Annotated in this window: 28 protein-coding genes; 18 read left to right on the top strand and 10 right to left on the bottom strand. The window is 30.2% G+C overall.

Annotated features, from left to right (window positions below):
• The 10 genes from LN42_RS05900 (at window position 1) to LN42_RS05855 (ending at window position 11,388) form a co-directional block, all read left to right on the top strand.
• Window positions 1-477 carry a hypothetical protein gene (locus LN42_RS05900; protein WP_075780500.1) on the top strand — a complete coding sequence of 159 codons (477 nt, stop codon included), beginning with the start codon at window positions 1-3 and terminating at the stop codon, window positions 475-477.
• 70 nt (window positions 478-547) lie between these two features.
• Entirely contained in the window at window positions 548-1,078 is a 531-nt protein-coding gene (locus tag LN42_RS05895; RefSeq protein ID WP_014296597.1) for a folate family ECF transporter S component, read from the top strand.
• A gap of 98 nt (window positions 1,079-1,176) precedes the next feature.
• A complete protein-coding gene (locus tag LN42_RS05890; RefSeq protein ID WP_075780499.1) occupies window positions 1,177-2,214 on the top strand; it encodes a DUF362 domain-containing protein in 1,038 nt (345 codons plus the stop codon).
• 179 nt (window positions 2,215-2,393) lie between these two features.
• A complete protein-coding gene (locus LN42_RS05885; protein WP_014296595.1) occupies window positions 2,394-3,731 on the top strand; it encodes an FAD-dependent oxidoreductase in 1,338 nt (445 codons plus the stop codon).
• A 110-nt stretch (window positions 3,732-3,841) separates the two neighbouring features.
• Entirely contained in the window at window positions 3,842-5,017 is a 1,176-nt protein-coding gene (locus LN42_RS05880; RefSeq protein WP_075780498.1) for a PLP-dependent cysteine synthase family protein, read from the top strand.
• A 73-nt stretch (window positions 5,018-5,090) separates the two neighbouring features.
• On the top strand, window positions 5,091-6,686 hold the full coding sequence (locus LN42_RS05875) for an NAD(P)/FAD-dependent oxidoreductase (protein ID WP_014296593.1): 1,596 nt from the start codon (window positions 5,091-5,093) through the stop codon (window positions 6,684-6,686).
• Window positions 6,687-6,711: 25 nt separating this feature from the next.
• Window positions 6,712-8,034 (top strand): NYN domain-containing protein, encoded by a 1,323-nt coding sequence (locus LN42_RS05870; protein WP_014296592.1) that lies wholly within the window; start codon window positions 6,712-6,714, stop codon window positions 8,032-8,034.
• A gap of 243 nt (window positions 8,035-8,277) precedes the next feature.
• Entirely contained in the window at window positions 8,278-9,591 is a 1,314-nt protein-coding gene (locus LN42_RS05865; RefSeq protein WP_014296591.1) for an ABC transporter substrate-binding protein, read from the top strand.
• A 65-nt stretch (window positions 9,592-9,656) separates the two neighbouring features.
• Window positions 9,657-10,532 carry a carbohydrate ABC transporter permease gene (locus tag LN42_RS05860; RefSeq protein WP_014296590.1) on the top strand — a complete coding sequence of 292 codons (876 nt, stop codon included), beginning with the start codon at window positions 9,657-9,659 and terminating at the stop codon, window positions 10,530-10,532.
• A 10-nt stretch (window positions 10,533-10,542) separates the two neighbouring features.
• Window positions 10,543-11,388 (top strand): carbohydrate ABC transporter permease, encoded by an 846-nt coding sequence (locus LN42_RS05855; RefSeq protein ID WP_014296589.1) that lies wholly within the window; start codon window positions 10,543-10,545, stop codon window positions 11,386-11,388.
• 42 nt (window positions 11,389-11,430) lie between these two features.
• On the opposite strand, the gene LN42_RS05850 is transcribed toward LN42_RS05855, so the two are convergent.
• Window positions 11,431-12,252, bottom strand: coding sequence for an ATP-dependent Clp protease proteolytic subunit (locus tag LN42_RS05850; protein ID WP_014296588.1), 822 nt, complete (start codon window positions 12,250-12,252; stop codon window positions 11,431-11,433).
• Between the two features lie 170 nt (window positions 12,253-12,422).
• Between LN42_RS05850 and LN42_RS05845 the strand changes: the two genes are divergently transcribed.
• From LN42_RS05845 to LN42_RS05810, 8 genes are all read left to right on the top strand, one after another.
• On the top strand, window positions 12,423-12,881 hold the full coding sequence (locus tag LN42_RS05845) for a methylated-DNA--[protein]-cysteine S-methyltransferase (protein ID WP_014296587.1): 459 nt from the start codon (window positions 12,423-12,425) through the stop codon (window positions 12,879-12,881).
• Between the two features lie 67 nt (window positions 12,882-12,948).
• Window positions 12,949-14,244: a nicotinate phosphoribosyltransferase gene (locus tag LN42_RS05840; protein WP_075780497.1), complete on the top strand. Its 1,296-nt coding sequence runs from the start codon at window positions 12,949-12,951 to the stop codon at window positions 14,242-14,244.
• 40 nt (window positions 14,245-14,284) lie between these two features.
• The gene (gene pdxS, locus LN42_RS05835) at window positions 14,285-15,160 is read left to right on the top strand and encodes a pyridoxal 5'-phosphate synthase lyase subunit PdxS (RefSeq protein WP_014296585.1); all 876 of its coding nucleotides are present in this window, start codon (window positions 14,285-14,287) and stop codon (window positions 15,158-15,160) included.
• A 1-nt stretch (window position 15,161) separates the two neighbouring features.
• Window positions 15,162-15,734 (top strand): pyridoxal 5'-phosphate synthase glutaminase subunit PdxT, encoded by a 573-nt coding sequence (gene pdxT, locus LN42_RS05830; RefSeq protein ID WP_014296584.1) that lies wholly within the window; start codon window positions 15,162-15,164, stop codon window positions 15,732-15,734.
• Window positions 15,735-15,752: 18 nt separating this feature from the next.
• Window positions 15,753-16,373 carry a hypothetical protein gene (locus tag LN42_RS05825; RefSeq protein ID WP_014296583.1) on the top strand — a complete coding sequence of 207 codons (621 nt, stop codon included), beginning with the start codon at window positions 15,753-15,755 and terminating at the stop codon, window positions 16,371-16,373.
• Complete coding sequence (locus tag LN42_RS05820) at window positions 16,374-17,027, top strand: metallophosphoesterase family protein (protein ID WP_014296582.1); 654 nt, start codon at window positions 16,374-16,376, stop codon at window positions 17,025-17,027.
• Between the two features lie 29 nt (window positions 17,028-17,056).
• A complete protein-coding gene (locus tag LN42_RS05815; protein ID WP_014296581.1) occupies window positions 17,057-17,386 on the top strand; it encodes a DUF1292 domain-containing protein in 330 nt (109 codons plus the stop codon).
• A 21-nt stretch (window positions 17,387-17,407) separates the two neighbouring features.
• Entirely contained in the window at window positions 17,408-18,403 is a 996-nt protein-coding gene (locus LN42_RS05810) for a bifunctional 5,10-methylenetetrahydrofolate dehydrogenase/5,10-methenyltetrahydrofolate cyclohydrolase (protein WP_075780496.1), read from the top strand.
• A 38-nt stretch (window positions 18,404-18,441) separates the two neighbouring features.
• Here LN42_RS05810 and rpsT read toward each other — a convergent pair whose 3' ends face one another.
• The 9 genes from rpsT to LN42_RS05765 form a co-directional block, all read right to left on the bottom strand.
• Window positions 18,442-18,720, bottom strand: coding sequence for a 30S ribosomal protein S20 (gene rpsT / locus LN42_RS05805; protein WP_014296579.1), 279 nt, complete (start codon window positions 18,718-18,720; stop codon window positions 18,442-18,444).
• Window positions 18,721-18,753: 33 nt separating this feature from the next.
• A complete protein-coding gene (gene metK / locus LN42_RS05800; RefSeq protein ID WP_014296578.1) occupies window positions 18,754-19,950 on the bottom strand; it encodes a methionine adenosyltransferase in 1,197 nt (398 codons plus the stop codon).
• 114 nt (window positions 19,951-20,064) lie between these two features.
• A complete protein-coding gene (locus LN42_RS05795) occupies window positions 20,065-21,057 on the bottom strand; it encodes a M23 family metallopeptidase (protein WP_014296577.1) in 993 nt (330 codons plus the stop codon).
• Window positions 21,054-22,265 carry a GTPase HflX gene (gene hflX, locus LN42_RS05790; RefSeq protein ID WP_014296576.1) on the bottom strand — a complete coding sequence of 404 codons (1,212 nt, stop codon included), beginning with the start codon at window positions 22,263-22,265 and terminating at the stop codon, window positions 21,054-21,056. The genes LN42_RS05795 and hflX overlap by 4 nt, the downstream gene beginning before the upstream one ends.
• Window positions 22,255-22,515, bottom strand: a complete 261-nt coding sequence (gene hfq, locus LN42_RS05785; RefSeq protein WP_014296575.1) for an RNA chaperone Hfq — start codon at window positions 22,513-22,515, stop codon at window positions 22,255-22,257. Before hfq ends, hflX begins: the two co-directional genes overlap by 11 nt.
• A 47-nt stretch (window positions 22,516-22,562) precedes the next feature.
• Window positions 22,563-23,471 carry a tRNA (adenosine(37)-N6)-dimethylallyltransferase MiaA gene (miaA, locus tag LN42_RS05780; protein WP_014296574.1) on the bottom strand — a complete coding sequence of 303 codons (909 nt, stop codon included), beginning with the start codon at window positions 23,469-23,471 and terminating at the stop codon, window positions 22,563-22,565.
• Window positions 23,468-24,229: a class I SAM-dependent methyltransferase gene (locus LN42_RS05775; RefSeq protein ID WP_014296573.1), complete on the bottom strand. Its 762-nt coding sequence runs from the start codon at window positions 24,227-24,229 to the stop codon at window positions 23,468-23,470. The genes miaA and LN42_RS05775 overlap by 4 nt, the downstream gene beginning before the upstream one ends.
• Entirely contained in the window at window positions 24,156-24,503 is a 348-nt protein-coding gene (locus LN42_RS05770) for a hypothetical protein (RefSeq protein ID WP_041638518.1), read from the bottom strand. The genes LN42_RS05775 and LN42_RS05770 overlap by 74 nt, the downstream gene beginning before the upstream one ends.
• 2 nt (window positions 24,504-24,505) lie before the next feature.
• On the bottom strand, window positions 24,506-26,731 hold the full coding sequence (locus LN42_RS05765; RefSeq protein WP_014296572.1) for a carbohydrate ABC transporter permease: 2,226 nt from the start codon (window positions 26,729-26,731) through the stop codon (window positions 24,506-24,508).
• Window positions 26,732-26,745 lie beyond the last annotated feature (14 nt).

The raw sequence follows: 26,745 nt of genomic DNA, 5'->3' as shown, positions 1-26,745 counted from the left end.
ATGAAAAGAATGTTATTAATAACCTTTTTGGTCTTCAATCTTGTAATATTTGCAGGAAGTTTTTCTTACTCGTTGGGAATAGAGTTATCCGGGGCGATATTGCCATTTGTGGGAGTTAGTTATAATAATGAATCATATAATGTTGGTGCAACTCTGGGATTTGTTTTTGGTCCAGATGAAAAAAATCCTGAACAATTAGATTATATTTTTGCTCCTACAATAGAAGCAGGATATTCTTTGCCATATAATTTTACTATTGAGGCTAATTTAAAAGCATTAGTGGTTGTTCCATATCATTTTGAACAGTTGTATTTAATGGGAGGAGGAATAAAGTATAAAATTCCAATTAATAATCAATCATTTAATCTGGGTGTGTATGGTGAATTTATACTTCCTTTAAGTGCTGGAAAACGTGCATGGGAAAAAGGAATGGGAATTATACCGGTGCCTTTTATTAAAAGTGAATATGAATTTTAGAGAAAAGTATTGAAAAAAGTTTCAAATTTTGATATAATCACTCTGAAATTTAATTTTGGGAGGGAATAAAGTGACAAAAACCAAGAAAATGATTTTAAGCGCTTTATTCATTGTTTTAAGTATTATTTTAACAAGATTATTATCCTTTAGATTCAGTCTATTTGGTGTTGAAAGTATCAGAATTGGGTTTGGAACATTGCCAATATTCCTCTCAGCATTGATTCTTGGACCATGGTATGGTTTTATGGTAGGGGCTCTGGCTGATTTCTTTGGATATTGGATAAACCCAATGGGACCATTTATGCCACATTTCACTCTTACTTCTGGATTGCATGGGTTATTGCCTGGTCTTGTGTTCTGGTATGTATTTAAGAAAGAAACAAATTTCTGGAGTTTTGCATTTTCATATTTAGCAGGCGCTTTGGTTGGAGTTACATTAACACCGTATTTTATACATACTCTTTTTGGTGTTCCATATGGAGTTTTGATGCCTCCAAGAATAGTTTCGCTTTCAATTAAGTTTTTCTTATATCCAGCAATTATGGTAATTTTGTATAAACGAATACCTCAACTTGAAAAATTAACACATCCAAGTATATAAAATAAATCCAATCCCCGGAGTTGTCAATTTAACTCCGGGGATTTTGTTATTAAGAATATGATATAATATTTATATATTAAAAAAAGGAGAAAAGGCTTATGGATGTCTATTTAAAGCAATGTACCGATTATACAAATGCTGAAGAAGTTTTGCTTCCATTGTTGGAAAAATATAAAGACTTATTTTCAAAGAATGACAGAGTTCTTGTTAAACCAAATATGTTGTCTCCTAATCATGTTGGAAGCGGTATTACAACTAATCCGAAAATTGTAGAAATTGTTTTAAAGTTTTTATTATCTCTTGGAACAAAGCCTTTTGTTGGTGATAGCCCTGCTACAGGAAATGCAATATCTGTTGCAAAAGCTAATGGCGTCTACGAAATTTGCAAAGAACTTGATATTCCTATTGTAGAATTAGATGATCCTGTGGAGGTAGATGGAGAAAATTTCAGGGGATTTAAGGTTTCGAGAAAGGTTTTAGAGGCAGATAAAATAGTAAATATTGCTAAATTAAAGACACACGTTCAAATGATAATGACATTAGCAGTAAAAAATACATTTGGCTGTATTGTTGGCAAGGAAAAGTCTGCATGGCATTTCAGGGCAAAAACAAATACCAATTTTGCCAATGTTTTAATAGATATACATAATATAGTTAATCCTACATTAAATATAATAGATGGTATAGAAGGAATGGAAGGTAACGGACCGGCAAATGGTAAAAAGAAGAAATTTAATGTGATAGGCATTTCAGAAAATGCTTATGCACTTGATCATGCGATTATAAAATCATTAGGGATAAAAGAAAAATATGTTTATATTATAAAAGAAGCTGCAAGAAGAAAATTAATACCTGACTATAACCTTATATCTAATTGGAATGCGCCAGGAATAAAACTTCCTCTTACAACACCTATTTTTGAAACTGTAACCAATATAACAAGAGTTTTTGAAAGAGTTCCAAAAATCAATAAAGATAAATGTGTTGAATGTAAAATTTGTGAAAGCAGATGCCCTGCTGAGGCTATAAATATTGATAACGATAAGTATATAGATTATTCAAAGTGTATAAGATGTTATGTTTGTCATGAAGTATGCCCTCAAGATGCAATAAAATTAGTTAGAAAAATATTTTAAGATTTTTAGTCTTAGCCAGCTTTTGCTGGCTATTTTTTTAACAATTTATTTATAATAAAATTGTAAAAAAATTTTAATTGTATTGAGTATAAAATGTGATATCATAAATATGATAAAAAATGTCGGTATTAACTTGAAAGGTATAAAGTTCAAAAAATCACAATAAGGAGATGATTTGTATGAAAATTGTTATTATTGGGTGTACTCACGCAGGAACTGCAGCAGCAATAAATTCGGCAAAGTTGTATAAAGATGCAGAAATTACAATATATGAAAGAAATGATAATGTTTCATTTTTATCTTGTGGAATTGCATTGCATGTAGAAGGAGTAGTAAAAGATCCAAAAGGGCTATTTTATTCTTCGCCAGAAGAATTAGAAAATATTGGAGTTACTACAAAAATGAAACATTCGGTAGAGAAAGTAGATATAAAAAATAAAAAGTTAATTGTAAAAGATTTGAAAACTGGAAAAGAATTTGAAGATAATTATGATAAATTAATAATTACAACAGGTTCATGGCCTATTATACCGAATATTGAAGGTATTAATTTGGAAAATATATTATTATCTAAAAATTATTATCACGCACAAAATATTATAAATAAAATGAGAAATGTAAAAAAAATAGTAGTAGTTGGTGCTGGATATATAGGAATAGAACTTGTAGAAGCCTTTAGAAAAAATGGAAAAGATGTAGTTTTAATAGATGTAGAAGATAGGATTTTAAGTAAATATTTAGATAAAGAATTTACTGATATTGCAGAAAAATCCTTAAAAGAACATGGCATAAAACTCGCATTAGGTGAAAAGGTTATAAAATTTGAAGGTGAAGATAATAAAGTAAAAAAGGTTATAACTACTAAAAATGAGTATGAAACAGATCTTGTTATATTATCAATAGGATTTAAGCCAAGTACAGAACTATTTTCAAATCAATTGAAAATGCTGGAAAATGGAGCTATTATAGTAAATGAATATATGGAAACAAGTGAAACAGATGTTTTTGCTGCAGGAGATTGTTGTGCGGTTTATTATAATCCTACTAAAGAATATAGATATATTCCACTTGCAACAAATGCAATTAGAATGGGAACTATAGCCGCTCATAATTTAAAAGAAAAACGATTAAAACATTTAGGAACGCAAGGTACATCAGGAATAAAAATATATGAAAATAATATTGCTTCTACAGGTTTAACTGAATTTGCAGCAAAAATTCAGGGAATAAATGTTGATTCTATAACCATAACAGAAAATAATAGACCAGAATTTATGCCGTCATATGAAAATTTAAAACTCAAGGTTGTTTTTGAAAAAGATGATGGAAAAATATTAGGTGCTCAAATAATTTCTAAAGCAAATTTAACTCAAGCAATTAACACAATGTCTGTAATTATACAAAATAATATGAAAATGAATGAATTGGCTTTTATAGACTTTTTTTTCCAACCACATTATGGAAAACCTTGGAATTTTCTAAATGTTGCCGGGTTAGAATACATAAACAAAATGTAAATATTATATAAATATAAATAATTAAATATTGACATTTTTAATCCAATTTGATATACTAAGGAAAAAATATTGCCAATATAAAAAAGAAAATATTCACAAGAGGTGATTATATGAAAAAGAATAAGGAAATATACAATGAAATATTGGAATTAATGGGTGAAACACCTGTTATTCGTTTGAAGAATATAGAAGAGTATTTTAATGTAAAAAATGAATTATATGCAAAAGTGGAGTATTTTAATCCTGGAGGTAGCATAAAGGATAGAGTTGGAGCATATATGCTTCAAATGGCTGAAAAAGAAAATTTAATAACAACTGATACAGTTATTATTGAACCAACATCTGGAAATACAGGAATAGGGCTAGCTTTATATGCTGTAAAAAAAGGAAATTCTGTAATATTCATAATGCCCCAAAAAATAAGCATGGAAAAGGAATTATTGCTAAGAGCATATGGAGCATATATAATAAGAGTCCCAGGTAATGTTTCCCCATTTTCTGTAATGTCGCAATATAAAATCGCTGAAATTATTAGAAATATAATCTGGGAAAAGAGAAAGCCTTTATCAAAATCAGAAATAGAAGGAATAGTAAGCTATATCCAGATTTTAATAAATCAAAATAATGAAAAAGAATTAAAAAAGATTTTTGAAAAGGCTGTAGATCCAAACAATTATGCGTTTATCCCCAATCAATATTTTAATAAAAATAATCCAAAAGCTCATTATAGAACAACTGCACCAGAATTATGGAAACAATTTAATGGAGAGCTTGACTATATTTTTGCTGGATTGGGTACAGGCGGAACAATTTCTGGAATTGGTAAATATTTTAAAGAAAGAAAGGATATAAAATTAATAGGAGTAGATCCAGAGGGGTCAATATATCATCACGTAAAAGCTGGTCTTACAGTTGAGGAAGCATTGAAACATTCTCATTCATATTTAGTTGAAGGAATAGGAAAAAATATTATCCCAAAAACCATAAATTTAGACATTATAGATGATATAGTTGTGATTAATGATCAGGAAGCATTTTCAATGGCGAGATTTTTATCAAAAAGAGAAGGGATATTGGTCGGTGGCTCTTCTGGGGCAGCATTATTTGGAATGATAAAGTATTTAAAAGAAAATAATATAAAGAATAAAAAAGCTGTTGTAATTTTTCCTGATAGTGGAAGAAGCTATTTAACAAAATTTTTTAATGATGAATGGATGAAAGATAATAACTTGGAAGTTAATGATGAAATAATTTTGAGAAAGTTATTTGATGAGTGCAAGATATAATAAGCGGCCTGCAAAGGTCGTTTTATTTTATGATATAATACATTTGAAGATTATAGAAGGAGATTAAAAAATTATGTTGAGAATAAATAATATAAAATTACCTATTGATCATCAAGATGAAGATATAAAAAAAGAAATTGCAAAAAAGTTGAATATTTCATCAAAAGAAATTCAAGAAGTTAGAATTATAAAACGCTCTATTGATGCGCGTAAAAAGAATGATATGATTTATTTTGTGTATAATGTGGATTTTAAAGTGGAAGATGAAGATAAATTAAAAAATAATTCCCTTGTTATGATATCTCCAGAGAAAGAGTATATATTACCAGCTCAGGGAGAGGAACTTTTGACTACGAGACCGATAATAATAGGCTCCGGACCTTCCGGGTTATTTGCTGGATTAATACTTGCCGAAGCAGGGTTTGAGCCTATAATATTGGAAAGAGGAAAGGCGGTTGAAGAAAGAAAAAAAGACGTAAATCTTTTCTGGAAAAAGGGTGTTTTAAATATAGAAAGTAATGTTCAATTTGGTGAAGGTGGAGCTGGAACATTTTCTGATGGCAAGTTAAATACGCTTATAAAGGATAAGAATAATAGAATTAGGAAGATGCTTGAAGAATTTGTAAAGGCCGGTGCTCCAGAAGAGATACTATATGTCAACAAACCGCATATTGGTACTGATAAACTGGAAATAGCTGTGAAGAATATAAGAAAAAAAATAATTTCTCTTGGTGGGAGTGTTTTATTTGAAAGCAAGGTTACCGATATTATTATCAAAAATGGAAAGGTAAAAGGTGTTGTTGTAAACGGTAATGAAAAAATATATTCTGATGTAATAATTTTAGCTATTGGTCACAGTGCAAGAGATACTTTTGAATTGTTATTCAACAAAGGAATAACAATCAAACAAAAACCATTTTCTATTGGTGTAAGGATTGAACATTTAAAGGAATTAATTGATAAAAGTCAGTATGGTAAATTTTATAATCATCCGAGATTAAAGGCTGCAGATTATAAGCTTTCTCATAGGGCGAAAAATGGAAGAGCTGTCTATACTTTTTGTATGTGTCCGGGGGGATATGTTGTTGCATCGGCTTCAGAAGAGAATATGGTTGTTACAAATGGAATGAGTGAATTTGCAAGAGATAATGTCAATTCTAACAGTGCTATATTAGTAAGTGTCGAACCTTCAGATTATCCTTCAAATCATCCATTAGCAGGTGTTGAATTTCAAAGGAATTTTGAAAAAAAAGCATATGCCATTTCTAATTCTTATTATGCACCTGTTCAATTATTTGGTGATTTTTTAAGAAACAAAAAATCTGTAAAATTTAAAGCAGTTAAGCCTTCATATAAGCCGGGAACGATATTTTATGATATTAATAATATATATCCAGAATATATTACCGACGCTTTAAAAGAAGGTATTTTAGCAATGGGAAAAAAACTAAGAGGGTTTTCTTCATATGATTCATTGTTGACAGGTGTTGAAACAAGAAGTTCATCTCCTGTAAGAATTGAAAGAAATGAAAATTATGAAAGTATTTCAACTGAAGGGTTATATCCTATAGGAGAAGGTGCCGGATATGCAGGAGGAATTACATCTTCTGCAGTAGATGGCATTCGAGTTGCAGAAAGTATTATAAAAAGATATAAAAAGGGATGGTGATAATATCAAAAGCATATTTATTTTTATGGACTATCAAAATCAACCGGTTGATCCGGAGTTGATTATTGAAAAAATAAAGGAATTGGGGAAAATTGTTGGGGGAAAGGCTTATGCACATTGGTCAAAATATCCCGCAACAATGTTTTCATTTTCAAGACATGGTATTGAATTAATAGAAATGCCAGAAGACGGTTTTGAAAATAAAAAAGGCAATGATATAAAACTTGCAATAGATGCAATTGAAACAATGTTTTCTTTGCCTCATATTGATATGTTTGTTCTGGTAACGGGAGATGCTGATTTTGTTCCACTTGTAAAAAAACTTCGAATATATGGAAAAGAGGTTATTGTTGTAAGTAGAAGTAAAAATACTTCAAAAGAAATGGAATTATCTGCAGATATGTTTATTCCTTATGAGGATATAGTAAAATCTGAAAAGATTGAGGATAAGGATTCTATTGAAGATATTGTTGAAGAGGTTATAAGGATTATTGAAGAACATAATTATGAAGATGTAAATGAGCATATTATAAAAAGAATAGTAACCGGTATGAAGATCGATTATAGGGATTTTGGGTTTTTATCTTTTAGCGATTTTGTTGATAATTTAATAAAAAAGGTTCGTGATGAATTTTATTCTAATAATGGTGAATATAGCGAATATGAAGAAAATTATATGCGATATATAGAACGGTTTCTTGCTACCAGTGTTATGCCATTGAGATTGGATGATCTTGTAAAAAAAGCACAGGAAAAGAATCCGTGGATTACCAAAAATTCAAAATATTCATTAAAGGAATTAATTCAAAAAATGATAGAGGAAAAGAGATTATGGAAGAATTCTCGTGGATATATAATAGTTCCTATTCCAAGAAGATGGGAAATAAAACATGAAAAGATACTTCCTTATCCTGAGCACAGGGATAAGTTTGTTGAATTTGTGTATAACTTGTTTAAAGCTGGAAAAGCAAATTCTATAATTGAAGCTATACATACTGCAAAAAAGGAATTAAATCTTACCAATAAAGTAGTTGGTTCATTTGGTATAGCATTAAAGTTTTCCGGTAAATTTCTTGGTAAAGATGGAAGTGACTATGTAAGTATGAAAACACCTGTGTATCTAAATGCTGATTATGAAGATTTTAAAACAGCTGTTGAAGCTTTCTATTTAAAAAGCATATTAAAAGAGGAAGATATTCATGAAAAAAATCTTCCAATAGCTTCAAAGTACATATACAATACAGAAAATACCAAAAGATTAAATGAGATAATAGAACATCTAATGGATTTGCAGGAGGTATTTTATATAAAACCATATTATAAGTATTATAAAAATTTAAATAAATAATACCGATGTATTTTCTCAATTTATAATAAAAGACATTAAAACGCAAAGAGTGCGAAAAACAGTATTAATTTTCATTTTTTCTTTTTCACATAACATTTGATTCTTTTAAAAAAAAGTAGTATAATAAAGATACGGTAAAAAAACTTTAACACAAATTAATATTTCTTAATATTTCTTTTTATTCGTTTATTGTATATATGATATTTTCTATTAAGAAATCATCTTATCAAGGGGGGAAAGTATATGAAAAAACTGGCAGTATTATTGGTTGTTATTTTAAGTGTTTCTATGTTTGCACAGGTTACTATCGAATTCTGGCATGCTATGAGTGGGTGGAGAATTGAATTATTACAGGACATGGCAAACGATTTCATGAAAACTCATCCAGATATCAAGGTTAATGTACAATACACAGGTTCATATCTTGATACTTTCAACAAAACAATTGCAGCTGTAAAAGCAGGAAAAGCTCCACATATTGTACAAATATACGATATTGGAACACAGGCAATGATTGATGGTGGAATCGCTATTCCAATTGGTGATTTAATAGAACAAGATCCAACTATAGATAAAGGAGCATTTTTAGAACAGGTAGCTAATTACTATACAGTTAATGGAAAATTATATTCAATGCCATTTAACTCATCAACAGCTATTTTATTCTATAATAAAACAATGTTCAAGGAAGTTGGATTAGATCCTGATAAACCACCAAGAACATATGATGAATTAATAGAATATGCAAGAAAATTACAGAAGAAAGATGCAAATGGTAAGGTTATTAGATACGGTTTAACATGGCCAACACATTCATGGTTCTTTGAACAATTAATGGCTGTACAGAATGCTCCATTAGTAAATAATGGAAATGGTAGAGCAGGAGTAAGACCTACACAGGCAGTTTTCAATAGTCAAGCTGGTAAAAACATATTCAATTTATTCAAAAAGATGACAGACGAAGGTTTATTATTAAATACAAAAAGAGAAGACTGGAATGGCGCAAGTCAGATTTTCTTAGCTAAAAAGGCTGGTATGTTATTATACTCAACATCAGATGTTAAATTCTTTGATGAATCAGCAAAAGAAAATGGTTTTGAAGTTGGAACTGCATTCTTACCAAAACCAGATGAATCAGTACAGGGTGGATCAGTTATAGGTGGAGGATCATTATGGATTCTTAAGAATCATCCAAAAGAAGAAATTGATGCAGCTTGGGAATTTGTAAAATGGATGACAGAACCAGCACAGCAGATTAGATGGCACCTTGAAACAGGATACTTCCCAGTTAGAAAAGATGCTATAGAACAATTATTGTTCAGCGGATTCTATTCAGAACATCCAAATTACTTAACAGCTATAATGGAATTACTCTTATCAAAACAGACAGTTAATACAAATGGAGCAGTTATGGGTGTATTCCCAAAAACAAGAGAAGTTATCGAAACAGAATATGAAAATGTAATTAATGGAAAGAAATCTGTAGAACAAGCTCTTAATGATGCCGCAAGACAGGTTACATTAGAATTGAAGAGATACAACAGACTTTATAAATAATTTTTAAGTTATAATTATACCAGGGCGGTTTTCCGCCCTTTTTTTAAAGAAGGAGGAATCTTCATATGTCGTGGAAAAGTAAATTAACTCCATATTTATTACTTGTACCAACCTTTGTTATAATTATTTTATTTATTTATTGGCCAGCAACATATTCTTTTAAATTAAGTTTTTATCAGGAATCTTTTTTTGGAAATCGAAGTATTTTTGTTGGTCTGGAAAATTATACAGAGTTATTTACAGATCCTGCGTATTATAAGGCTCTGTTGACTTCTGCGATTTATTCGTTTTCCACTGTTTTTTTAACGATGTTTTTAGCATTTTTAATTTCACAATTATTAGTTCAAAATATTCCTGGAACACGATTTTTTAGGTTATTTATCTTTGCCCCGTATGCAATCTCTCCAGCAATTGCTGGTATATTATGGTCATTTTTATTAACTCCAACTGTTGGATATTTAAACTATATATTTATGAAGTTTTTTGGTATAGATACAGATTGGCTTACAACTACGCCGTATGCATTTATTGCTGTAATGCTTGCAACAATATGGAAGATGTTACCTTTTGATTTGATTTTTTATATAGCTGGACTACAATCGATTCCTGATTCTTTGTTGGAATCTTCTATGATAGATGGTGCAAATCTCTGGCAACGTATGTGGAAGATAAAATTTCCATTGTTATCACCTATAAGTTTTTATTTGTTTATAATGAATTTTACAACAACTATGTTTACTTCATTTGGTATTATTGATATTATGACAAAGGGTGGACCTTCAGGAACTACAACAACTTTGATATATAAATTATACTTAGATGCATTTACCTATACAAATAATGGTTCTGCCGCAGCTCAATCTGTTATAATGTTTGCTATTATGGGAGTTATCACAGTAATCTATTTCAAAGGCGTCGAAAAATCCGTCCACTATCAGTGAGGTGATCTTAATGGCTTCAAGTATTTCAAGGAGAAAAAAAGTTAATTTAATTTTATCTGAAATAATATTAATACTTATTTCATTAATAGTTATGGCTCCAATATTATTGGCATTTAGTATGAGTTTTATGACTTATACAGAGGTTTATACATTTCCACCTAAATTATTTCCAAGTACATTTCATTGGCAGAATTATGCAGAGGCTTTAAAATTAGTTGATTTAGGAAGGATGCTTATTAATTCGTCAATTATAGCATTCTTTATTACATTTGGTAAATTGATTACAGGAACGCTTGCAGGTTATGCCTTTGCGAACTTTCAATTTAGAGGAAAGAATTTGTCATTTATGTTATTATTCATAACCTTATTTTTGCCGGCAGAAACAGTTATGATTTTGCCATTATTCCTTATAATGAAGCAATTTGGCTGGATCAATACATATTATGCGCTTATTATACCTTTTACTGCAAGTGCCACAAATGCATTTTTAATGAGACAGCATTTTATGACAATACCAAAAGAATTAAGCGATGCTGCTAAGATAGATGGCGCAACGTCAATGCAATATTTCTGGAAGATTTTATTGCCATTATCCAAATCGATGCTTGGCGGTGCAGCGTTAATCAACTTTGTTTATGCATGGAATCTCTATTTGTGGCCATTGATAGTAACAATGGATGATAAAATGAAGACAGTTCAAATTGGTATAAAGATGTTAATTAGTTCTGATGCTGCTAACAACTGGGGAATAATAATGGCTGGTACAATGATAGCACTTGTTCCAACACTGATTATATTCTTTGCCATCCAGAACCTATTTGTTAAGAGTCTTGTTAGTTCAGGGCTTAAAGGATAAAAAAACCGGGTCTTTAAAAAGTCCCGGTTTTTATTATTTTATTTATTTTTTGTCGGTAAATGACACGAATTCAACAGTTCCTCTTTGTCTTACAGGTTGTGTATATAAATCCATTAACATATAAACTTCATCTGGAACATCTGTTTCTACATTTAATCCCAATTCTTTTGCTTCTTCAACTGTTATTGGGTAATCATGAGTCCATCTTCCTTCTGTTAAGGTTTCTGATAATTTTTTAGCTTTTTCTTCTCCGAATCTGTCCTTTAATAATTCATATATAAATTTCTGAACCTGATGAATGGATTTTTTTGCAACGTCTGCAAGTATTAATGTTTGATCATCGACTTTATCCACACCCTTTTGTTCAACTGCTCTAACGATACTTGGAGCGGGATTTTGGCCTAATTGTGGATCAACAGGACCTAAAACGGCATGGGGATCCATTATTATTTTGTCTGCTGACAATGAGATTAATGTTCCGCCGCTCATTGCATAATGAGGAACAATTACCCGTGTTTCTGCTGGATGATCGTGTAAAGCCTTGGCAATTTGTGTAGCAGCTAATACAAGGCCTCCAGGTGTGTGTATAATTAAATCTATAGGCTTATCTTTAGGTGCTTTTCTTATAGCTCTTAATATTTCTTCGCTATCTTCTATATTAATGAATTTATAGAATGGCATTCCTAAAAATCCCATACTTTCCTGTCTGTGTATAAGAGTAATAACTGTTGAATTCCTCTTTTTAGATAACGAGGACAAAAGACCTTTCCTTGAAGCAATTAACTGTGCAAATTTAAACTGTGGCCCGAGTAAAATATAGAACATAAATATGAGCCACAATAAAGAACCTAAACCTGTTGTCACTTATACCACCTCCTATGAAAAATTTTTCATTGTTATTAATAATAATGTTTTTTAATCTTTTTTAAATCTATTATACCATAATCAGGTATATTTAATTAATTTAAGTATATGAATATTTCATTTTTTCTGGTATACTACATTTGTGAAATATTATTTACGGGGTTATTATTATGGAGATTTTTGTAATTACAACCGAAGCTGGAAGTATTAAAGGATTTGTGAAAAATAATAAGATTATAGAAATAAAATTTTATAATGATTATCTTGAAGAATATTATGATAATCATACGGCTTTGTTTTATAAAACTATAAAAAAGTATTTTAAAGGATACGATGTTCTTGATGAATTGCCTTATGAAAAGTATTTTAAAACTGTTTTTGAGGAAAGAGTAATGAAGACTTTAAAAAATAAAGTATTATTTGGACATGTTGTATCTTATGGAGAGCTAGCAGTTATGGCAGGGTATCCGCGCGCAGCAAGAGCTGTTGGAACTGTTATGGCACATAATAATCTTCCATTGATATTTCCGTGTCATAGGGTTATTAAAAGCGATGGAAGGATTGGAAATTTTGGACCCGGGCAACACTGGAAAGAGTTTTTGTTAAAAATTGAAAAATATATTGTGTAACAAACTTTAACCTTTATAAAACATTCAAGAATAAATTGGAATATATAATATCTTTGAGGTGATAATAATGTCAAAACGCTTACATCCAAAAGTTTTTAAAGTCCCTATTGACAGGATTAGAATGGGTTATTATTCGGATAAGTATTTTACAAGATATGTTGAGGTGTTAAAAAAAGACAATAAGCATGTTAACGTGCTTTATCAGTATTTTCCCAGAAAGGATTGTGTTGTTGTAGGAATTGATGAAGCACTTGCTATTTTAAGATTTGGAACTGGTTATTATAGGGATGAAGAAAAAGCTAATGAATTGTTTAACAGTATTTTAGAATTGGAGAAAGCTTTACAAAATGCAGCTCATAAGATGGATAAAGAGGAATTGCTTGAAATAACGTCAAAAAAATGGGATTTAAGGATGATGTTAAATGATTTATGGGTTGATAAATGGAATGAAATAGAAGTTAAAGCACTATTTGATGGTGACGAAGCAAAGGATATGGAACCGGTTTTGACTATTGAAGGAGATCCGTCATATTTTGGATATCTTGAAACAATTTTATTGGGAGTATTGGCAAGGGCTACCTCAACTGCCACTGCTGTTAAAAAGGTTGTAGATGTTGCCAATGGAAAGCCTATATTATTTTTTAGTGCAAGATTTGACCATTTCTGGGTACAGGCAACCGATGGTTATGCGGCGTTAAAAGCAGGTGCTTTTGGTGTATCAACAGACGCTAATGCAGATTATTGGGGAATAGAATCATTGGGTACAATTCCGCACGCATTAATTGCTTCATATGATGGTGATACAACAGCAGCTGCAATAGCCTTTGATAAACATATTGAAGGAAATGTAAATAGAATAGTTCTTGTAGATTGGGATAATGATGTAATTGGAACGACGATGAAGCTTGTATCAAGGTTTTATGAATATGTAACAGGTGAAAAATTTATTCCAGGTAAAACAGATCCTTCTGTTATAATAGGACCGGGAAAAAACAAAATATGGGGTGTGCGTTTTGATACATCTGGAAGTTTAAGGGATAAGAGCGTTATTCCAAAGGACAAATCTTCTCTTGGGGTTAATCCTGAGCTCGTATGGCGTGCAAGACAGGTTTTTGATGAAAATGGTTTAAAGGATTTAAAGATTTTAGTTTCAGGCGGTTTTGATGCTGAGAAAATAAAATTATTTGAAACTTTAGATGTACCCGTTGATAGCTATGGTGTGGGTTCAAAATTGTTAAAAGAAAAGATAGATTTTACTGCAGATATTGTTGAAGTAAATGGAAAACATTGTGCCAAGGTGGGAAGAAAAAAAGGAGATTTATCAAGATTATCAGTGGTTTCAAAAAAATATTGGGAAGAATAAATTAAAATATAAAATTAAATTATTAAAGGAGGATTATAAAATGGAAAAAGGTACATGGGTTGTTAAAAAGGGTTTTGCTGAAATGTTCAAAAATGGAGTTATAATGGATGTTACAACTGCAGAACAGGCAAAGATTGCTGAAGAAGCTGGTGCAGTTGCAGTTATGGCTCTTGAAAGAGTTCCAGCAGATATTAGAAAAGCTGGTGGAGTTGCAAGAATGGCAAGTATTTCAAAGATAAAAGAAATCATGGAAGCAGTTTCTATTCCTGTAATGGCAAAGGTTAGAATTGGACATATTGCTGAAGCAAGAGTGTTGGAAGCTTTAGGTGTTGATTTTATAGATGAATCAGAAGTTTTAACTCCTGCTGATGATAAATATCATATAAATAAACACGATTACAAAGTTCCTTTTGTTTGTGGTGCAAGAAACCTTGGTGAAGCATTAAGAAGAATTGCAGAAGGTGCTGCAATGATTAGAACAAAAGGTGAAGCTGGAACAGGTAATATTGTTGAAGCAGTAAAACACATGAGACAGGTTATGGATGAAATAAGATTAGTTCAAAATATGCCAGAAGAAGAATTGGTAACATATGCAAAACAGATAGGAGCTCCTGTAGATTTAGTTGCAGAAGTTAAAAAATTAGGAAGATTACCTGTAGTTAACTTTGCAGCTGGTGGAGTAGCAACACCTGCTGATGCAGCATTAATGATGATGCTCGGTTCAGATGGTGTATTTGTTGGTTCAGGTATTTTCAAATCAAAAGATCCAAAGAGAATGGCAAAGGCTATAGTTGAAGCTGTATTGCATTATGACGATCCAGAAAAATTAGTAAAGATCAGTGAAGACGTTGGAGAAGCTATGGAAGGATTGGAAATTGATAAATTAGATGTACACTTACAGGAAAGAGGATGGTAATGTGAAAATAGGTGTATTGGCAGTTCAGGGAGATATCCGTGAACATGCAAATATGATTGAAAAGATAGGTCATACACCTATAAGAGTTAAGTCAATAGAAAAATTAAATGAAGTAGAAGGGCTTATTATTCCTGGCGGTGAAAGTACCACTATCACAAAGTTACTCAAGAAAACAGGATTATGGGATGAAATTATAAAGAAAGCAAAAGAAGGATTTCCTATTTTTGGCACATGCGCCGGGATGATAGTGCTTTCAAATGGAATAAAAAAGTATGAAAAACAGGATACAATGAAGCTTATTGATATAATTGTTGAAAGAAATGCTTACGGAAGACAGGTATTTTCATTTGAAGAAATATTAAAATTTAGAGGTAATGATATAAAGGTAACATTTATAAGAGCACCAAAAATTGTTGAATACGGTGAAAATGTTGAAAAATTAATAGAATATAAAGATGCACCTGTACTTGTAAGGCAAAATAATATCTTAGCAGCTTCATTTCACCCTGAAATAGAAGATGATCCATCTGTTCATGAATACTTTGTGGAAGAGATGGTTAAAAAGTCAAAATAAAAGAAGGTGAATTGTTTAATGATTCCATTAAATGGATTTCTTGCACATTTTATTGCAGATCATGCATTTACAAATGTATATTCTGATACATTAAAGGATAAAAATAAATTAATGACCCATATATTGTGGAGTTTCTTTGTAATATTGACATTTACATTTGAATCCTTAAAAAGCGTTGCGGGAATAATAGCATTTTTTGTGCTTGTATCTTATCATGTAGGTGTAGATATTTACAGATCAAAGAAAGGGACTGATTTTAAGAAAGAATTAGCATATTTAGCCGGGGCTTTTTTGATAAATGTAGTATTTTTTGAAGTATATATACATTCCTATATATCAAAGGAGTTTGTGTATTATTTAATAGGGATGATGTTTGCAACGAGTTTTGGCTCTTTTATTGAAAGGACATTTAATATAATAGATCCACAAATGAAGGATACAGCAGGTGCTTCAGAACGATTGGCTATATATATATTCTTAAGTAAATTTAAAGCGGAACTTGTACTGGTATCGATTTTTGCAGGACTTTTATATCGTTTTTTCTTTGTAAAAGAAAAATCAAAGGAATGGATTTTTTCTCCAATTTATGGTGTTATAGTATCTTCGATATGGATATTATTTATGAATGTGGTGTTATAAATGATATGGGCAATATCTGATATTCATGGAATGTATGATAATTTGATAAAGGTTTTAAATCAAATACCGGAAAATGATAAAATAATATTTCTTGGAGATTATGTGGATCGAGGGCCTGGTTCAAGACAGGTCCTTGATCTTTTATTTAAATTAAAAAATAGAGCGGTGTTTTTAAAAGGAAATCATGAAGATATGATGCTTGATTATTTTGAAAATACGGGTAAATATAAAGAGGGTGCATGGTTTAGAAATGGTGCCCAGGCAACACTTGATAGTTTTAATAATGATATTGAAGAAAAATATCTTGATTTTATTAGAAATTTAAAGCTTTATCATATTGAAAAAATTGGAACTCAAAAATATTTGTTTGTACATGGAGGTATTAGACCAGGAATTTCTCTTTCTGATCAAGCGGAGCGTGATTTGTTGTGGATAAGAGATGATTTTTATATGAGTGATCAGCCTTATGAAGATTACATTGTTATACATGGTCATACACCAACAAAATATATTACCGGTGAATACGAGGTATATTTTAGAAAGTTAGATGATAAAATTCTCAGCATAGATATAGATACCGGTTGTGTATATGGCGGTAAGTTATCGGCTCTTGGTATATCAAATGATAATAAGTATGATATAATATCAATATAGAGGTATTTTATTTATCGGAGGGATAAAAAATGGAAAGATTAGAATTTTTCACAATTACAGGCGAAGACGGAAATGAATATAATTTTATGTTTTTGGAAGAATTAAAGATTAATAATCAAAGGTATTGGATTTGTTATGAAGCTTTTAAGGAAGAAGATAGTGAAGATATAGTGTTAGGAGATACAGTTGCATTTAAGGTAAATTCAGAAAAGGGTGAATTGTTCTTAGATGCTGTTGAAGATGATGAAGAACTTGAATTGGTTGAAGAAGAATGGAAAAAGGTAATGGAAGATGTCGATATTGATGAAAATGAAGAATTTTTTTTGATAGAGGATGACGATTCAAAAGATAATAATTAATTATAAACAGGTGAAAGAATGATGGAAAATGCGGCGAAACTATTTGATATAAAGTTTATTCTGGATCGTTTTGATAAGCCTATTTTTAATAAAAATCTTGAATTGTTAGAGAAGAATAATATACATCCAAAATTGGTATGTATTCTAACTTCTGATGATCCTGGAAGTGTTTCTTATTCCAGGGGTATTAAGGGTATATGTAAAAGATATAATATAGAATTTGAAAGCGTTGTGGTACACAGCAGAGAAGAGCTGGAAGAAAAGATAGAATACTATAATAAAGATGTTCAAACACATGGTATTATTGTTATGTACCCTACACCCTTTGAGGTTAAAGATACGCATTTTATGAATATGATTTCCCCTGAAAAGGATATAGAAGGGCTGCATCATTCATATATGGGATATCTTGTTCAACATGAAGGTTATGAAGATCCAAAGCATTTAAGAAAATTAGTAATACCACCAACAGCAAAAGGAATATTATATGTATTAAAACGATATAGATTAATATTTGAGAATATAAAAAGAAAAACAGGAAATTATCCAGATAATTTTGATAGAAATCCATTTTCTTTAGAAGGCAAAAAAATAGTTGTAATTAATGATTCACTTGCTGTTGGAAGATCCCTGGCTTTAATGTTGTTAAATGAAAATGCCAGTGTAAGGGTTTGTCAGAAATATACAGATTATGAGGATATTTTAAAGTTTGTTTCTATTTCAGATATAATAGTTTCTGCAGTTCCATCGTCAAAATTTATTATTCCAACAGAAAAGGTGCCTCAAAATTCTATAGTATTTGATATTTCTTTTGAAGGAAATTTTGAGTATCCTTCTATATTTGATAAAGTATATAAGATTTCACCTAAATGGAATCTTGTTAAAAAAGGAAATCGTATTAATGATATGACATTGCACAGGCTTATTTCAAATATGTTTTATCTTGTAAATAGGAAACTTCCAGATACTGATTTATTGGAATTAAGAAAATTTGAAGATAATATACTTAGTCTATAATAAATAAAAATGGTTCGGCTTTTGCCGAACCATTTTTATTATTGCACTTCGCCAAGAAGTTCTTTTACTTTTCTGTGGATTCTTGCTTTCTTTCTTGCAGCGTTATTCTTGTGAATAACACCTTTTTTAGCTGCTTTATCAATTACAGAAAATGCATTGTTTAATAATTCTAATACTTCTTCTCTTTCTTTTTTAGCTTCTACTGCTGCTAATACTTTTTTAATTGAGTTTTTAACTCTTGTTTTGTATGATTTGTTTCTTAATCTTCTTTTTGCTGTTTGTCTAACTCTTTTTTTAGCTGATTTTACGTTTGGCACTTTGATTTTCCTCCTTTTATATTATTTTATTAATTATAATCCAAATGCAGCTTTTAATTCATTAACCTTATCTGTTCTTTCCCATGGGAATTCAACATCTGTTCTTCCAAAATGTCCATATGCTGCTGTTTTTCTGTAAATAGGTTTTAATAGGTCTAAGTTTTTAATTATTGCACCAGGTCTGAAATCAAACATTGTTGTTACTACTTCATATAATTTTTCTTCGTCAACCTTTGCTGTACCTTTTGTATCAATTAATATTGATACTGGTTCAGCTACACCAATAGCATATCCTAATTGAATCATTACTTCATCGGCTAATCCAGCAGCTACTATGTTCTTAGCAACGTAACGTGCCATGTAGTGTGCTGATCTGTCAACCTTTGTTGGATCCTTTCCGCTGAATGCTCCTCCACCGTGTGGAACCCAACCGCCGTATGTATCAACTATAATTTTTCTTCCTGTTAATCCTGTATCAGCGTGTGGTCCTCCAAGAACAAATCTTCCTGTTGGATTTACCAATATTTTTGTATTCTTTGTTAATAAATGTTCTGGAATTATTGGTTTAATTACGTGTTCAATTAAAGCTTCTCTAATTTCTTCAATTGTTACGTCTGGTTCGTGTTGAGTGGAAATTAATACTGTTTCAACTTCTATTGGTTTATTGTTTTCATCATATTCAACAGTAACCTGTGTTTTTCCATCAGGTCTTAAGAATTTTAATGTGCCATTTTTTCTAACTTCTGCAAGTCTGTATGCTAATTTGTGAGCAAGAACTATTGGTAAAGGCATCATTTCAGGTGTTTCATTTGTTGCGTAACCAAACATAATACCCTGGTCACCAGCGCCAAGCTTTTCGTAAGGATCCTCTTCTTTGATTTTTCCTTCTTTTACTTCTAAAGCTTTATCAACACCCATTGCAATATCAGGTGATTGTTCGTCTATTGACACTAAAACTGCTGAAGTTTCTCCATCAAAACCAAATTTTGCTCTTGTATATCCAATGTCTAATATTGTCTGTCTTACGATTTTTGGTATATCTACATAAGCTTTTGTTGAAATTTCTCCAGCTATTACAGCAACACCTGTTGTCACCAATGTTTCAACTGCAACCCTTGAGAATGGGTCTTTTTCCAATAAAGCATCTAAGATTGCGTCGGAAATTTGGTCTGCTACTTTATCTGGATGTCCTTCTGTTACACTTTCGCTTGTGAAAAGTCTTTTTTTCAATTCTCTTCCTCCTTTATGAAAATTTATTAATATCCGAATTATTATTATACCAAAAATATGAATCAATAGGCGTATAAAAAATTAACGTTAAAATAAAATCTATTGTATTTTGAGTTACATTTCTTTTACCAGTATTAATTTATATACCTTTATACTTCCCCAGATATCTTCAAGTATTAGTTCTGCAGGATTTTTATCTTTTAAAGTAAAGGCTATTTCATTCCATCTATTTACCTTTATTGGTGTAATAAATGATGAAGAATATAATTTAATCCAATACGTAAATAAATTTGAACCATAACCATAAATAGCATTTGGTGAATACATTTCGTCTTCTCTTATTGCATCGAATTCTATTTCATATACTAATTCATCATTAACCCTTAATGAAATCTTTCTTGGAATTATTGTTGTATTATCACCAACTTTTTCTGAAACTTTTACTTCGAGTTTTGGTAAAGTGGTAAATGGAACTTCAGTTACCTGATCATCTAATAATTTATATGTTCTATTATTTGATCTAATTTCAAATGCCTGTAATTTTCTTGGTCTCATTTCAACATAATCAACAAATTCAAGTGCATCTCTTACTATTTCTATTTCATTATTTCCCGATTTTTTAACTTCTCTAATTTCAAAGTGAACATGTGGAACTTCAGCTTCACCACTTTTTCCAGAATATCCAATTTCTTCACCTTTTGATACCCTTATTTCATCATCAGGAAATTTTATTTCTGCAAATGTATTTCCGAATTCGCTTACCACAGAATTTGCGATTTCTGCCATTAGTCCTTTGAAAGAATTTAAATGAGCGTATACGCTTATTAAATCATAGTCTGGATGATATATAAATATAGTATTTCCATAAACCTTATGATTTACCCATAATTTGCACACATATCCATCAGCTGCGGCATTTACAGGATAACCAATTCTTGAAAAAGATGAAAAATCTATTCCCAGATGGAAATGTGGTTTATCTCCAGTATCTCTATATTCTCCAAATGAAGATGTAAGATATGAATCCTTAACCGGCGGTAAAAACCTTTGAGAAAATACCGTTAAAACACTTAATAAAATTACGGTAAATACTAAAAATTTTTTCATAAAGCACCTCCATTGCGCGCATATATCTTTAATTTTATATCTGTATTATTGAATGCAATTTCCTCTATACCAATTTTACCACGTTTTTTAAACCAATTTTGAACATTTTTATATTCTTCTTCAATTTCAAAAGTTTTTATTATCTCTTCTTCAATTAATTTATCCTGTATAGCTTTTTTTAAATTTTCAATGTTCTCGCCGGTTTTACATGAAATGAAAATAGCGTTTTTATATATGTTTTTTAAAATTGAAAGTTGTTCATCATTAATTTTATCTATTTTATTAAAAACCAGTATACGTGGAATATCTAAAGCTTTAATATTCTCTAAAACATCATATGCGGTACTTATTCTTTCTTCAATATTTTGAGATGAAATATCTACGAGATGTATGATTAGATCGGAATATTTTATTTCTTCCAGCGTGGATTTAAATGCTTCTATTAATTCATGAGGAAGATTTCTAATAAATCCTACCGTGTCAGATAATATAACAAAGAGTCCAGAAGGAAGCATTACTCTCCTGGACTTTGGAGACAGAGTTGAAAACATTTTTTCAGAAATTTTTATCTTGTTTTCATGGCTTAATTCTTTTAATAAAGTTGATTTTCCAGCACTTGCGTATCCCACAATGGAAACTTTTATTATGTCTTTTTTGTTTTTTCTTGTAAGTTCTCTTTGGGATTTAATCTTTTTTAGTTTATTTTGAATTTTAGATATTTCATTTTTTATGGTTCTTTTTTTGTATTCTTTTTCCTGTTCACCTGGACCTCTTGTTCCAATACCCCCGCCGGTTCTGGACATTTCGCTTCCAAGACCATATATCCTTGGAAGTATGTGCTTGAGAGTAGCAAGTTTTATTTGTAACTTGCTTTCCTGAGTTTCGGCATGCTCCGAAAAAATCTTTAATATTACATCTGTTCTATCGTATACTTCAATATTAAGCTCTTTTGAAATATGAATATATTGTCTCGGAGATAATTCAGAATTTATAACGAGCACTTCTGCATCAACAAACGCAATAAGTTCTTTCAAATCTTCAAACTTTCCTTTTCCAATAAAAGTGAGAGGGTCTGGTTTATTTAAATTTTGATGTATGTATTCAACGATTTCTATATTTATATTTTTGGATAATTCTATTATCTCCTCAACATCTTCTCTTAAGTTTTTGCTGTTTATGAGAACTAATACACCTTTCTTAATTCTCATTACCTCCTGATTGATTTTCCTGATGTTGCTGCTGGAAAAGCTTTACGTATTTCATAGGAACAATCATTTTTACTGCATGTTTATAAACTAATGATTGTTGTCCTTTTTTCTCTAAAAGAATGGTGAAATTATCAAATGATTTTATGTATCCTGATGTCTGAAATCCACCTTCAAAATAGATTTTACATTCAATTTTATTTGTTCTCAATAAATTTAAAAAACGTTCTTGCAAATTAAATTTTTCTGCCATGGTCATACCCCCCTTAAATAATATTGAAAAAAGTAATATAAGTTTTTTTATTCATTAAAGCCATTCTTAATGATTTTTTTGATTTTTTCAACAGGATTTTTTTCTTCTGAAAGATTTATCCATATAGCGTTTTTATATCCTCTAAAATAAATAATCTGGCGTCGTGCATACCTTCTTGTATTTCTTTTTATTAAATGTATCATTTTATCATAATCAACTTTTCCCTCAATATATTCTAATACTTCTTTATATCCAATAGTATTCATTGAATTTAAGTTTTTGTTATAACCCATTCTTAATAGATTTTTTACTTCGTCAATTAAACCCATTTCTATCATTTTTTCAACACGTGTATTTATCCTTTCATGTAATTCTTTTCTATCTCTGTCTAAAATTATAATTTGAAATTCGTAAGGATTTTCTGTTTTCTGGCTTTTTATTAAGTCTGACATTCTTTTGCCGGAAAGTATATATATTTCCAACGCTCTAATGCTTCTTTTTAAATCATTGGGATGTATTCTTACATAACTTTCTGGATCCACATCTTTTAATATTTCTCTTATTATACCATGCTGAGAATATTCTAATTTTTTTAAATAGCTTCTTAAACTTAAAGAAGATGGTGCTTCAAAAAAACCTCGTGATACTGCATCAAAATATAATCCAGTTCCGCCTGAAATTATAGGAATCTTTCCTTTATTAAGGACTTCTTTTATTTTTTTTAATGCATCTACTCTATACATGTATGCATTATAATGTTCATCAGGTGAAACGAAATCAATTAAGTGATGTGGAATTTTTTCTCTTTCTTCTGGTGTTGGCTTTGCTGTACCTATATTCATATATTTATAAATTTGCCTTGAATCACAAGAAATAACCTCGAACTTTTCGCCGAGGTTAGTGAGTATATTTGTTTTTCCAACTGCAGTAGGACCTAATATTGCCGTTAGTTTCATTTTAAGTATATCACTCCATAATATACCCCTGAATTTTTGCTTCCATCTACTTTATCAAATTTATATTTATCCCATATAGAATCTTTAATGTGGGCTTTTATTACTACCTTATCTTTTGCTACTCGTTTCATTTCCTCAATATCTTCAATTTCAAGTGGGTCATATACTGCGAATTTTCTTAAAGGATTTAGAGCTGATGATTCAAAAACAGGATTTTCAAACATTGGATCACAATAAATTATATCATAACTTTTATCTTTTTGTTTTTTTAAGAATGATTTATAATTTGCGTGTATTATTTCTATTCTTTTTGAAGCCTCTTTTATCCATTTTATTTTAAAAGGATAATATGGCATACTTTCTTTTACAACAAGATATATAGGGAAAGATCCTTCTACACCTATTAATTTTCCATCTGTTAATTGAGAAGCTATTAATAATGCTTCACTACCAAGACCAAAGGTTAAATCCAGAACTGTTTCATTACCTTTTAATTCAAGATTATTTAATAAATAATCCTTTTTGTCGGCAACATAATTTTTCATTCTTATTTTTACAATAGAAGGATGAAAGAAAAATTCAAAATCACCTTTTTTTAATTTTAAAGTGAGGTTCTTTTCAACTACAAAGTATATATCTTTTGCTTTTAAATGCCTTCTGTTTTTATATACTCCATTATATTGTTCAGCGAGTTGCTTCGCCCGTTGTATTTGTTCCTTCGATGGTTTGTGGGATGTTGTTATAATTAATTTTTCCATTTTCAAGGGTCACACCTTTCTTTTCAAGGAATTCTTTTATCATATCCCTTTCTTTTTCAAGCTCTTTCAATTGTTCCTTTAGATTTTCGAATTCCGATTGAGTTTTTTTGTATTCCTCGGTTAAACTGGAATACACTATAAACATTCTTACCATTTGAATACTAAAATAAAGTATAACAAATATTACAGCTATGTATATTATTATAAAGCCTATATTTAATTTCTTTTTTTCTTTTTTCTTTTTTCCAACAACAAACTTTTTTCGTTGAGCCATAATTATCCCTTTAATCCGGAACGTGCAATTCCTGCAACAAAGTATTTTTGCATGAATATAAATAGTATAATAATTGGTATTACTGAGAATGTAGATGCAGCCATTAACAGGTTATACATGGTACCAGATTCTGTGGTAAATGTTTGCAATCCTACAGCCAATGTTCTCATTTCAGGTGACTTTGTAACTATTAATACCCATAAGAATGCATTCCAGCTACCAACAAATTTTAACAATGCACCTGTTATAATTGCAGGTTTACTTAATGGAACCATTACAGTCCATAAGAATCTCCAGCTACTGCTTCCATCAATTTTTGCAGCGTCCCATAAATCATTTGGTATGGTTAAGAATTGTTGTCTTAAAAGGAATATAGCAAATACGCTTACTATCCATGGAATTATCAGCGCATAGTATGTATCAAGCCATCTAAATTTACTTATTGTGATAAAGTTAGGAACGAGCATTACTTCTCCTGGAACCATCATAGTTGCAAGGAAGAGCGTGAATAATGCATTTTTACCCCAGAATTCCAGTTTGGCAAATGCAAAAGCTGCCATTGCTGCAATTAAGATTTCAAATATTGTAGTAGTAGTTGCCATAAATACAGTATTTATATAGTATTTTGAAAATGGTGCAGCATGCCATGCATCAACATAATTCTGGAAGACATTTGCAAATACCTGTGAAGGTGTAAATTTAGCTTTCATAGTAGGATTATCTTCAAGGAACCATATTGCATAAGTATCCTTAAAGTATATTTCTATATTTGAGTAATTTCTGTAATATACTTTTTCAACATTTTCCGGTTTTTGAATTAATTTTACTTCTGAGATAGAATCAGAATACAATTTATTAAATGTTTCAAGAATATTGTTGTAATCTTTTCTCATTTTTGCGAGTTTTATGAGGTCTTCAGCTTTAAAGTTTTGATTTTTTACAAATTCTTTATCAAAAGGATTTAAATATTGTTCAACATTATCAGGTTGAAGTTTATCAATGTATTTTGTAAGATTTCTTATGACCATTAAAGTTCTTGAAAGGTCTTCAGATTTTATTTTTAATATATTTAATGTATGTTCATTGAATTTATGTTCAAGTGCAAGAACAAATTCATCTTTTATTTCAAATATATCATCATTTTCATTTAAAGCTTTTTTAAATTCTTCAGGAATATTGGAATTATGAAAAGCTTTTAAGAAGTTTTCTTTCATATCTTCTTTAGTTGGGACGTTAAATTGGATTATATTAATCTTTGCTGCTTTTTTCTGAATATCAGAGTAATTCTTTTCAAAGAATACTTTAAATTCCAGAGAATTTTTACTGTTAATTATTGAGGAATAAATATTTTTTTCAAGAAGCCTATTCACCCTTCTTAAATACATGTCATTAAATGAAACAAATTTACTTTCGAGATTTGTTAAAAGGGCTAAAACCTTATTTATTTCATTATCACTTACAATTCCTGTTCCTTTGGACATTTCAACAACTACTGATGAAACATTTGATAATTCTGTTTTTAGAGAAAAAAGATACTCTTTTAATTCTTCTTTTTTTCTTGCTTTTTCTTCTTTGACCACTGAGGAATCTGTGCTTTTCACTTTTAAATATGGAAGTCTATCTAAGGATACCTTTGTAAATTTATCTATATAATTTATGGAATCTTTTATTTCTTTGTCTAAATATTTTAATAATTGAGATTTTTTAAATAATCCATTTGCTGTTGAATATAAGCTAAAATAGAATTTTTCAAAGGATTCAGGGCTATTATCCAATGTGTTGATTTCTGCAGAAAGATCAGGAACTAATGGATAATTAGCATTATACTCTTTTATTTTTTCTACTAAACTATTAAGTTCCTGATTATCAGCATAATCAAGTTTAGAAAAAGTTAAGGTTATTAACCCTCTTCTTACAGGGTCATCTTCGATAATTAATAATTTTTTATATGGATTATATGTATCTTCACTTTGTGCTGCTCTGAATTCTGCGAGACTGAGTCCGCTTTTAGAACTTCCAGAAGATGAGGTTCCTTTTACATTAACCATAATTTCTGATTTGAAGTTTTTAGATGTCCACCTTGGTGGCCATTGAGCAATTTCACTGCTGCTTTTAAATGATGTAACAACCATCCATGCAAATGGCATTGCCATTATTATTGCTCCACCTATAATTAAAAGATAAACTATTGTAATTCCCATTGTATTAAAGAATTTATTCCATGACATTTTTAAAGGCCTCC

Source organism: Marinitoga sp. 1137, assembly GCF_001941525.1.
Lineage (GTDB): Bacteria > Thermotogota > Thermotogae > Petrotogales > Petrotogaceae > Marinitoga > Marinitoga piezophila.
This window is presented reverse-complemented; position numbering and strand designations above follow the sequence as displayed.

Bases quoted from the DNA above. Each gene is read 5' to 3' on its own strand.
- LN42_RS05900 (WP_075780500.1), top strand. From the start codon at position 1: ATGAAAAGAATGTTATTAATAACCTTTTTGGTCTTCAATCTTGTAATA.
- LN42_RS05890 (WP_075780499.1), top strand. From the start codon at position 1,177: ATGGATGTCTATTTAAAGCAATGTACCGATTATACAAATGCTGAAGAA.
- LN42_RS05885 (WP_014296595.1), top strand. From the start codon at position 2,394: ATGAAAATTGTTATTATTGGGTGTACTCACGCAGGAACTGCAGCAGCA.
- LN42_RS05880 (WP_075780498.1), top strand. From the start codon at position 3,842: ATGAAAAAGAATAAGGAAATATACAATGAAATATTGGAATTAATGGGT.
- LN42_RS05875 (WP_014296593.1), top strand. From the start codon at position 5,091: ATGTTGAGAATAAATAATATAAAATTACCTATTGATCATCAAGATGAA.
- LN42_RS05870 (WP_014296592.1), top strand. From the start codon at position 6,712: ATGGACTATCAAAATCAACCGGTTGATCCGGAGTTGATTATTGAAAAA.
- LN42_RS05865 (WP_014296591.1), top strand. From the start codon at position 8,278: ATGAAAAAACTGGCAGTATTATTGGTTGTTATTTTAAGTGTTTCTATG.
- LN42_RS05860 (WP_014296590.1), top strand. From the start codon at position 9,657: ATGTCGTGGAAAAGTAAATTAACTCCATATTTATTACTTGTACCAACC.
- LN42_RS05855 (WP_014296589.1), top strand. From the start codon at position 10,543: ATGGCTTCAAGTATTTCAAGGAGAAAAAAAGTTAATTTAATTTTATCT.
- LN42_RS05845 (WP_014296587.1), top strand. From the start codon at position 12,423: ATGGAGATTTTTGTAATTACAACCGAAGCTGGAAGTATTAAAGGATTT.
- LN42_RS05840 (WP_075780497.1), top strand. From the start codon at position 12,949: ATGTCAAAACGCTTACATCCAAAAGTTTTTAAAGTCCCTATTGACAGG.
- pdxS (WP_014296585.1), top strand. From the start codon at position 14,285: ATGGAAAAAGGTACATGGGTTGTTAAAAAGGGTTTTGCTGAAATGTTC.
- LN42_RS05825 (WP_014296583.1), top strand. From the start codon at position 15,753: ATGATTCCATTAAATGGATTTCTTGCACATTTTATTGCAGATCATGCA.
- LN42_RS05820 (WP_014296582.1), top strand. From the start codon at position 16,374: ATGATATGGGCAATATCTGATATTCATGGAATGTATGATAATTTGATA.
- LN42_RS05815 (WP_014296581.1), top strand. From the start codon at position 17,057: ATGGAAAGATTAGAATTTTTCACAATTACAGGCGAAGACGGAAATGAA.
- LN42_RS05810 (WP_075780496.1), top strand. From the start codon at position 17,408: ATGGAAAATGCGGCGAAACTATTTGATATAAAGTTTATTCTGGATCGT.
- LN42_RS05795 (WP_014296577.1), bottom strand. From the start codon at position 21,057: ATGAAAAAATTTTTAGTATTTACCGTAATTTTATTAAGTGTTTTAACG.
- hflX (WP_014296576.1), bottom strand. From the start codon at position 22,265: ATGAGAATTAAGAAAGGTGTATTAGTTCTCATAAACAGCAAAAACTTA.
- hfq (WP_014296575.1), bottom strand. From the start codon at position 22,515: ATGGCAGAAAAATTTAATTTGCAAGAACGTTTTTTAAATTTATTGAGA.
- miaA (WP_014296574.1), bottom strand. From the start codon at position 23,471: ATGAAACTAACGGCAATATTAGGTCCTACTGCAGTTGGAAAAACAAAT.
- LN42_RS05775 (WP_014296573.1), bottom strand. From the start codon at position 24,229: ATGGAAAAATTAATTATAACAACATCCCACAAACCATCGAAGGAACAA.
- LN42_RS05770 (WP_041638518.1), bottom strand. From the start codon at position 24,503: ATGGCTCAACGAAAAAAGTTTGTTGTTGGAAAAAAGAAAAAAGAAAAA.
- LN42_RS05765 (WP_014296572.1), bottom strand. From the start codon at position 26,731: ATGTCATGGAATAAATTCTTTAATACAATGGGAATTACAATAGTTTAT.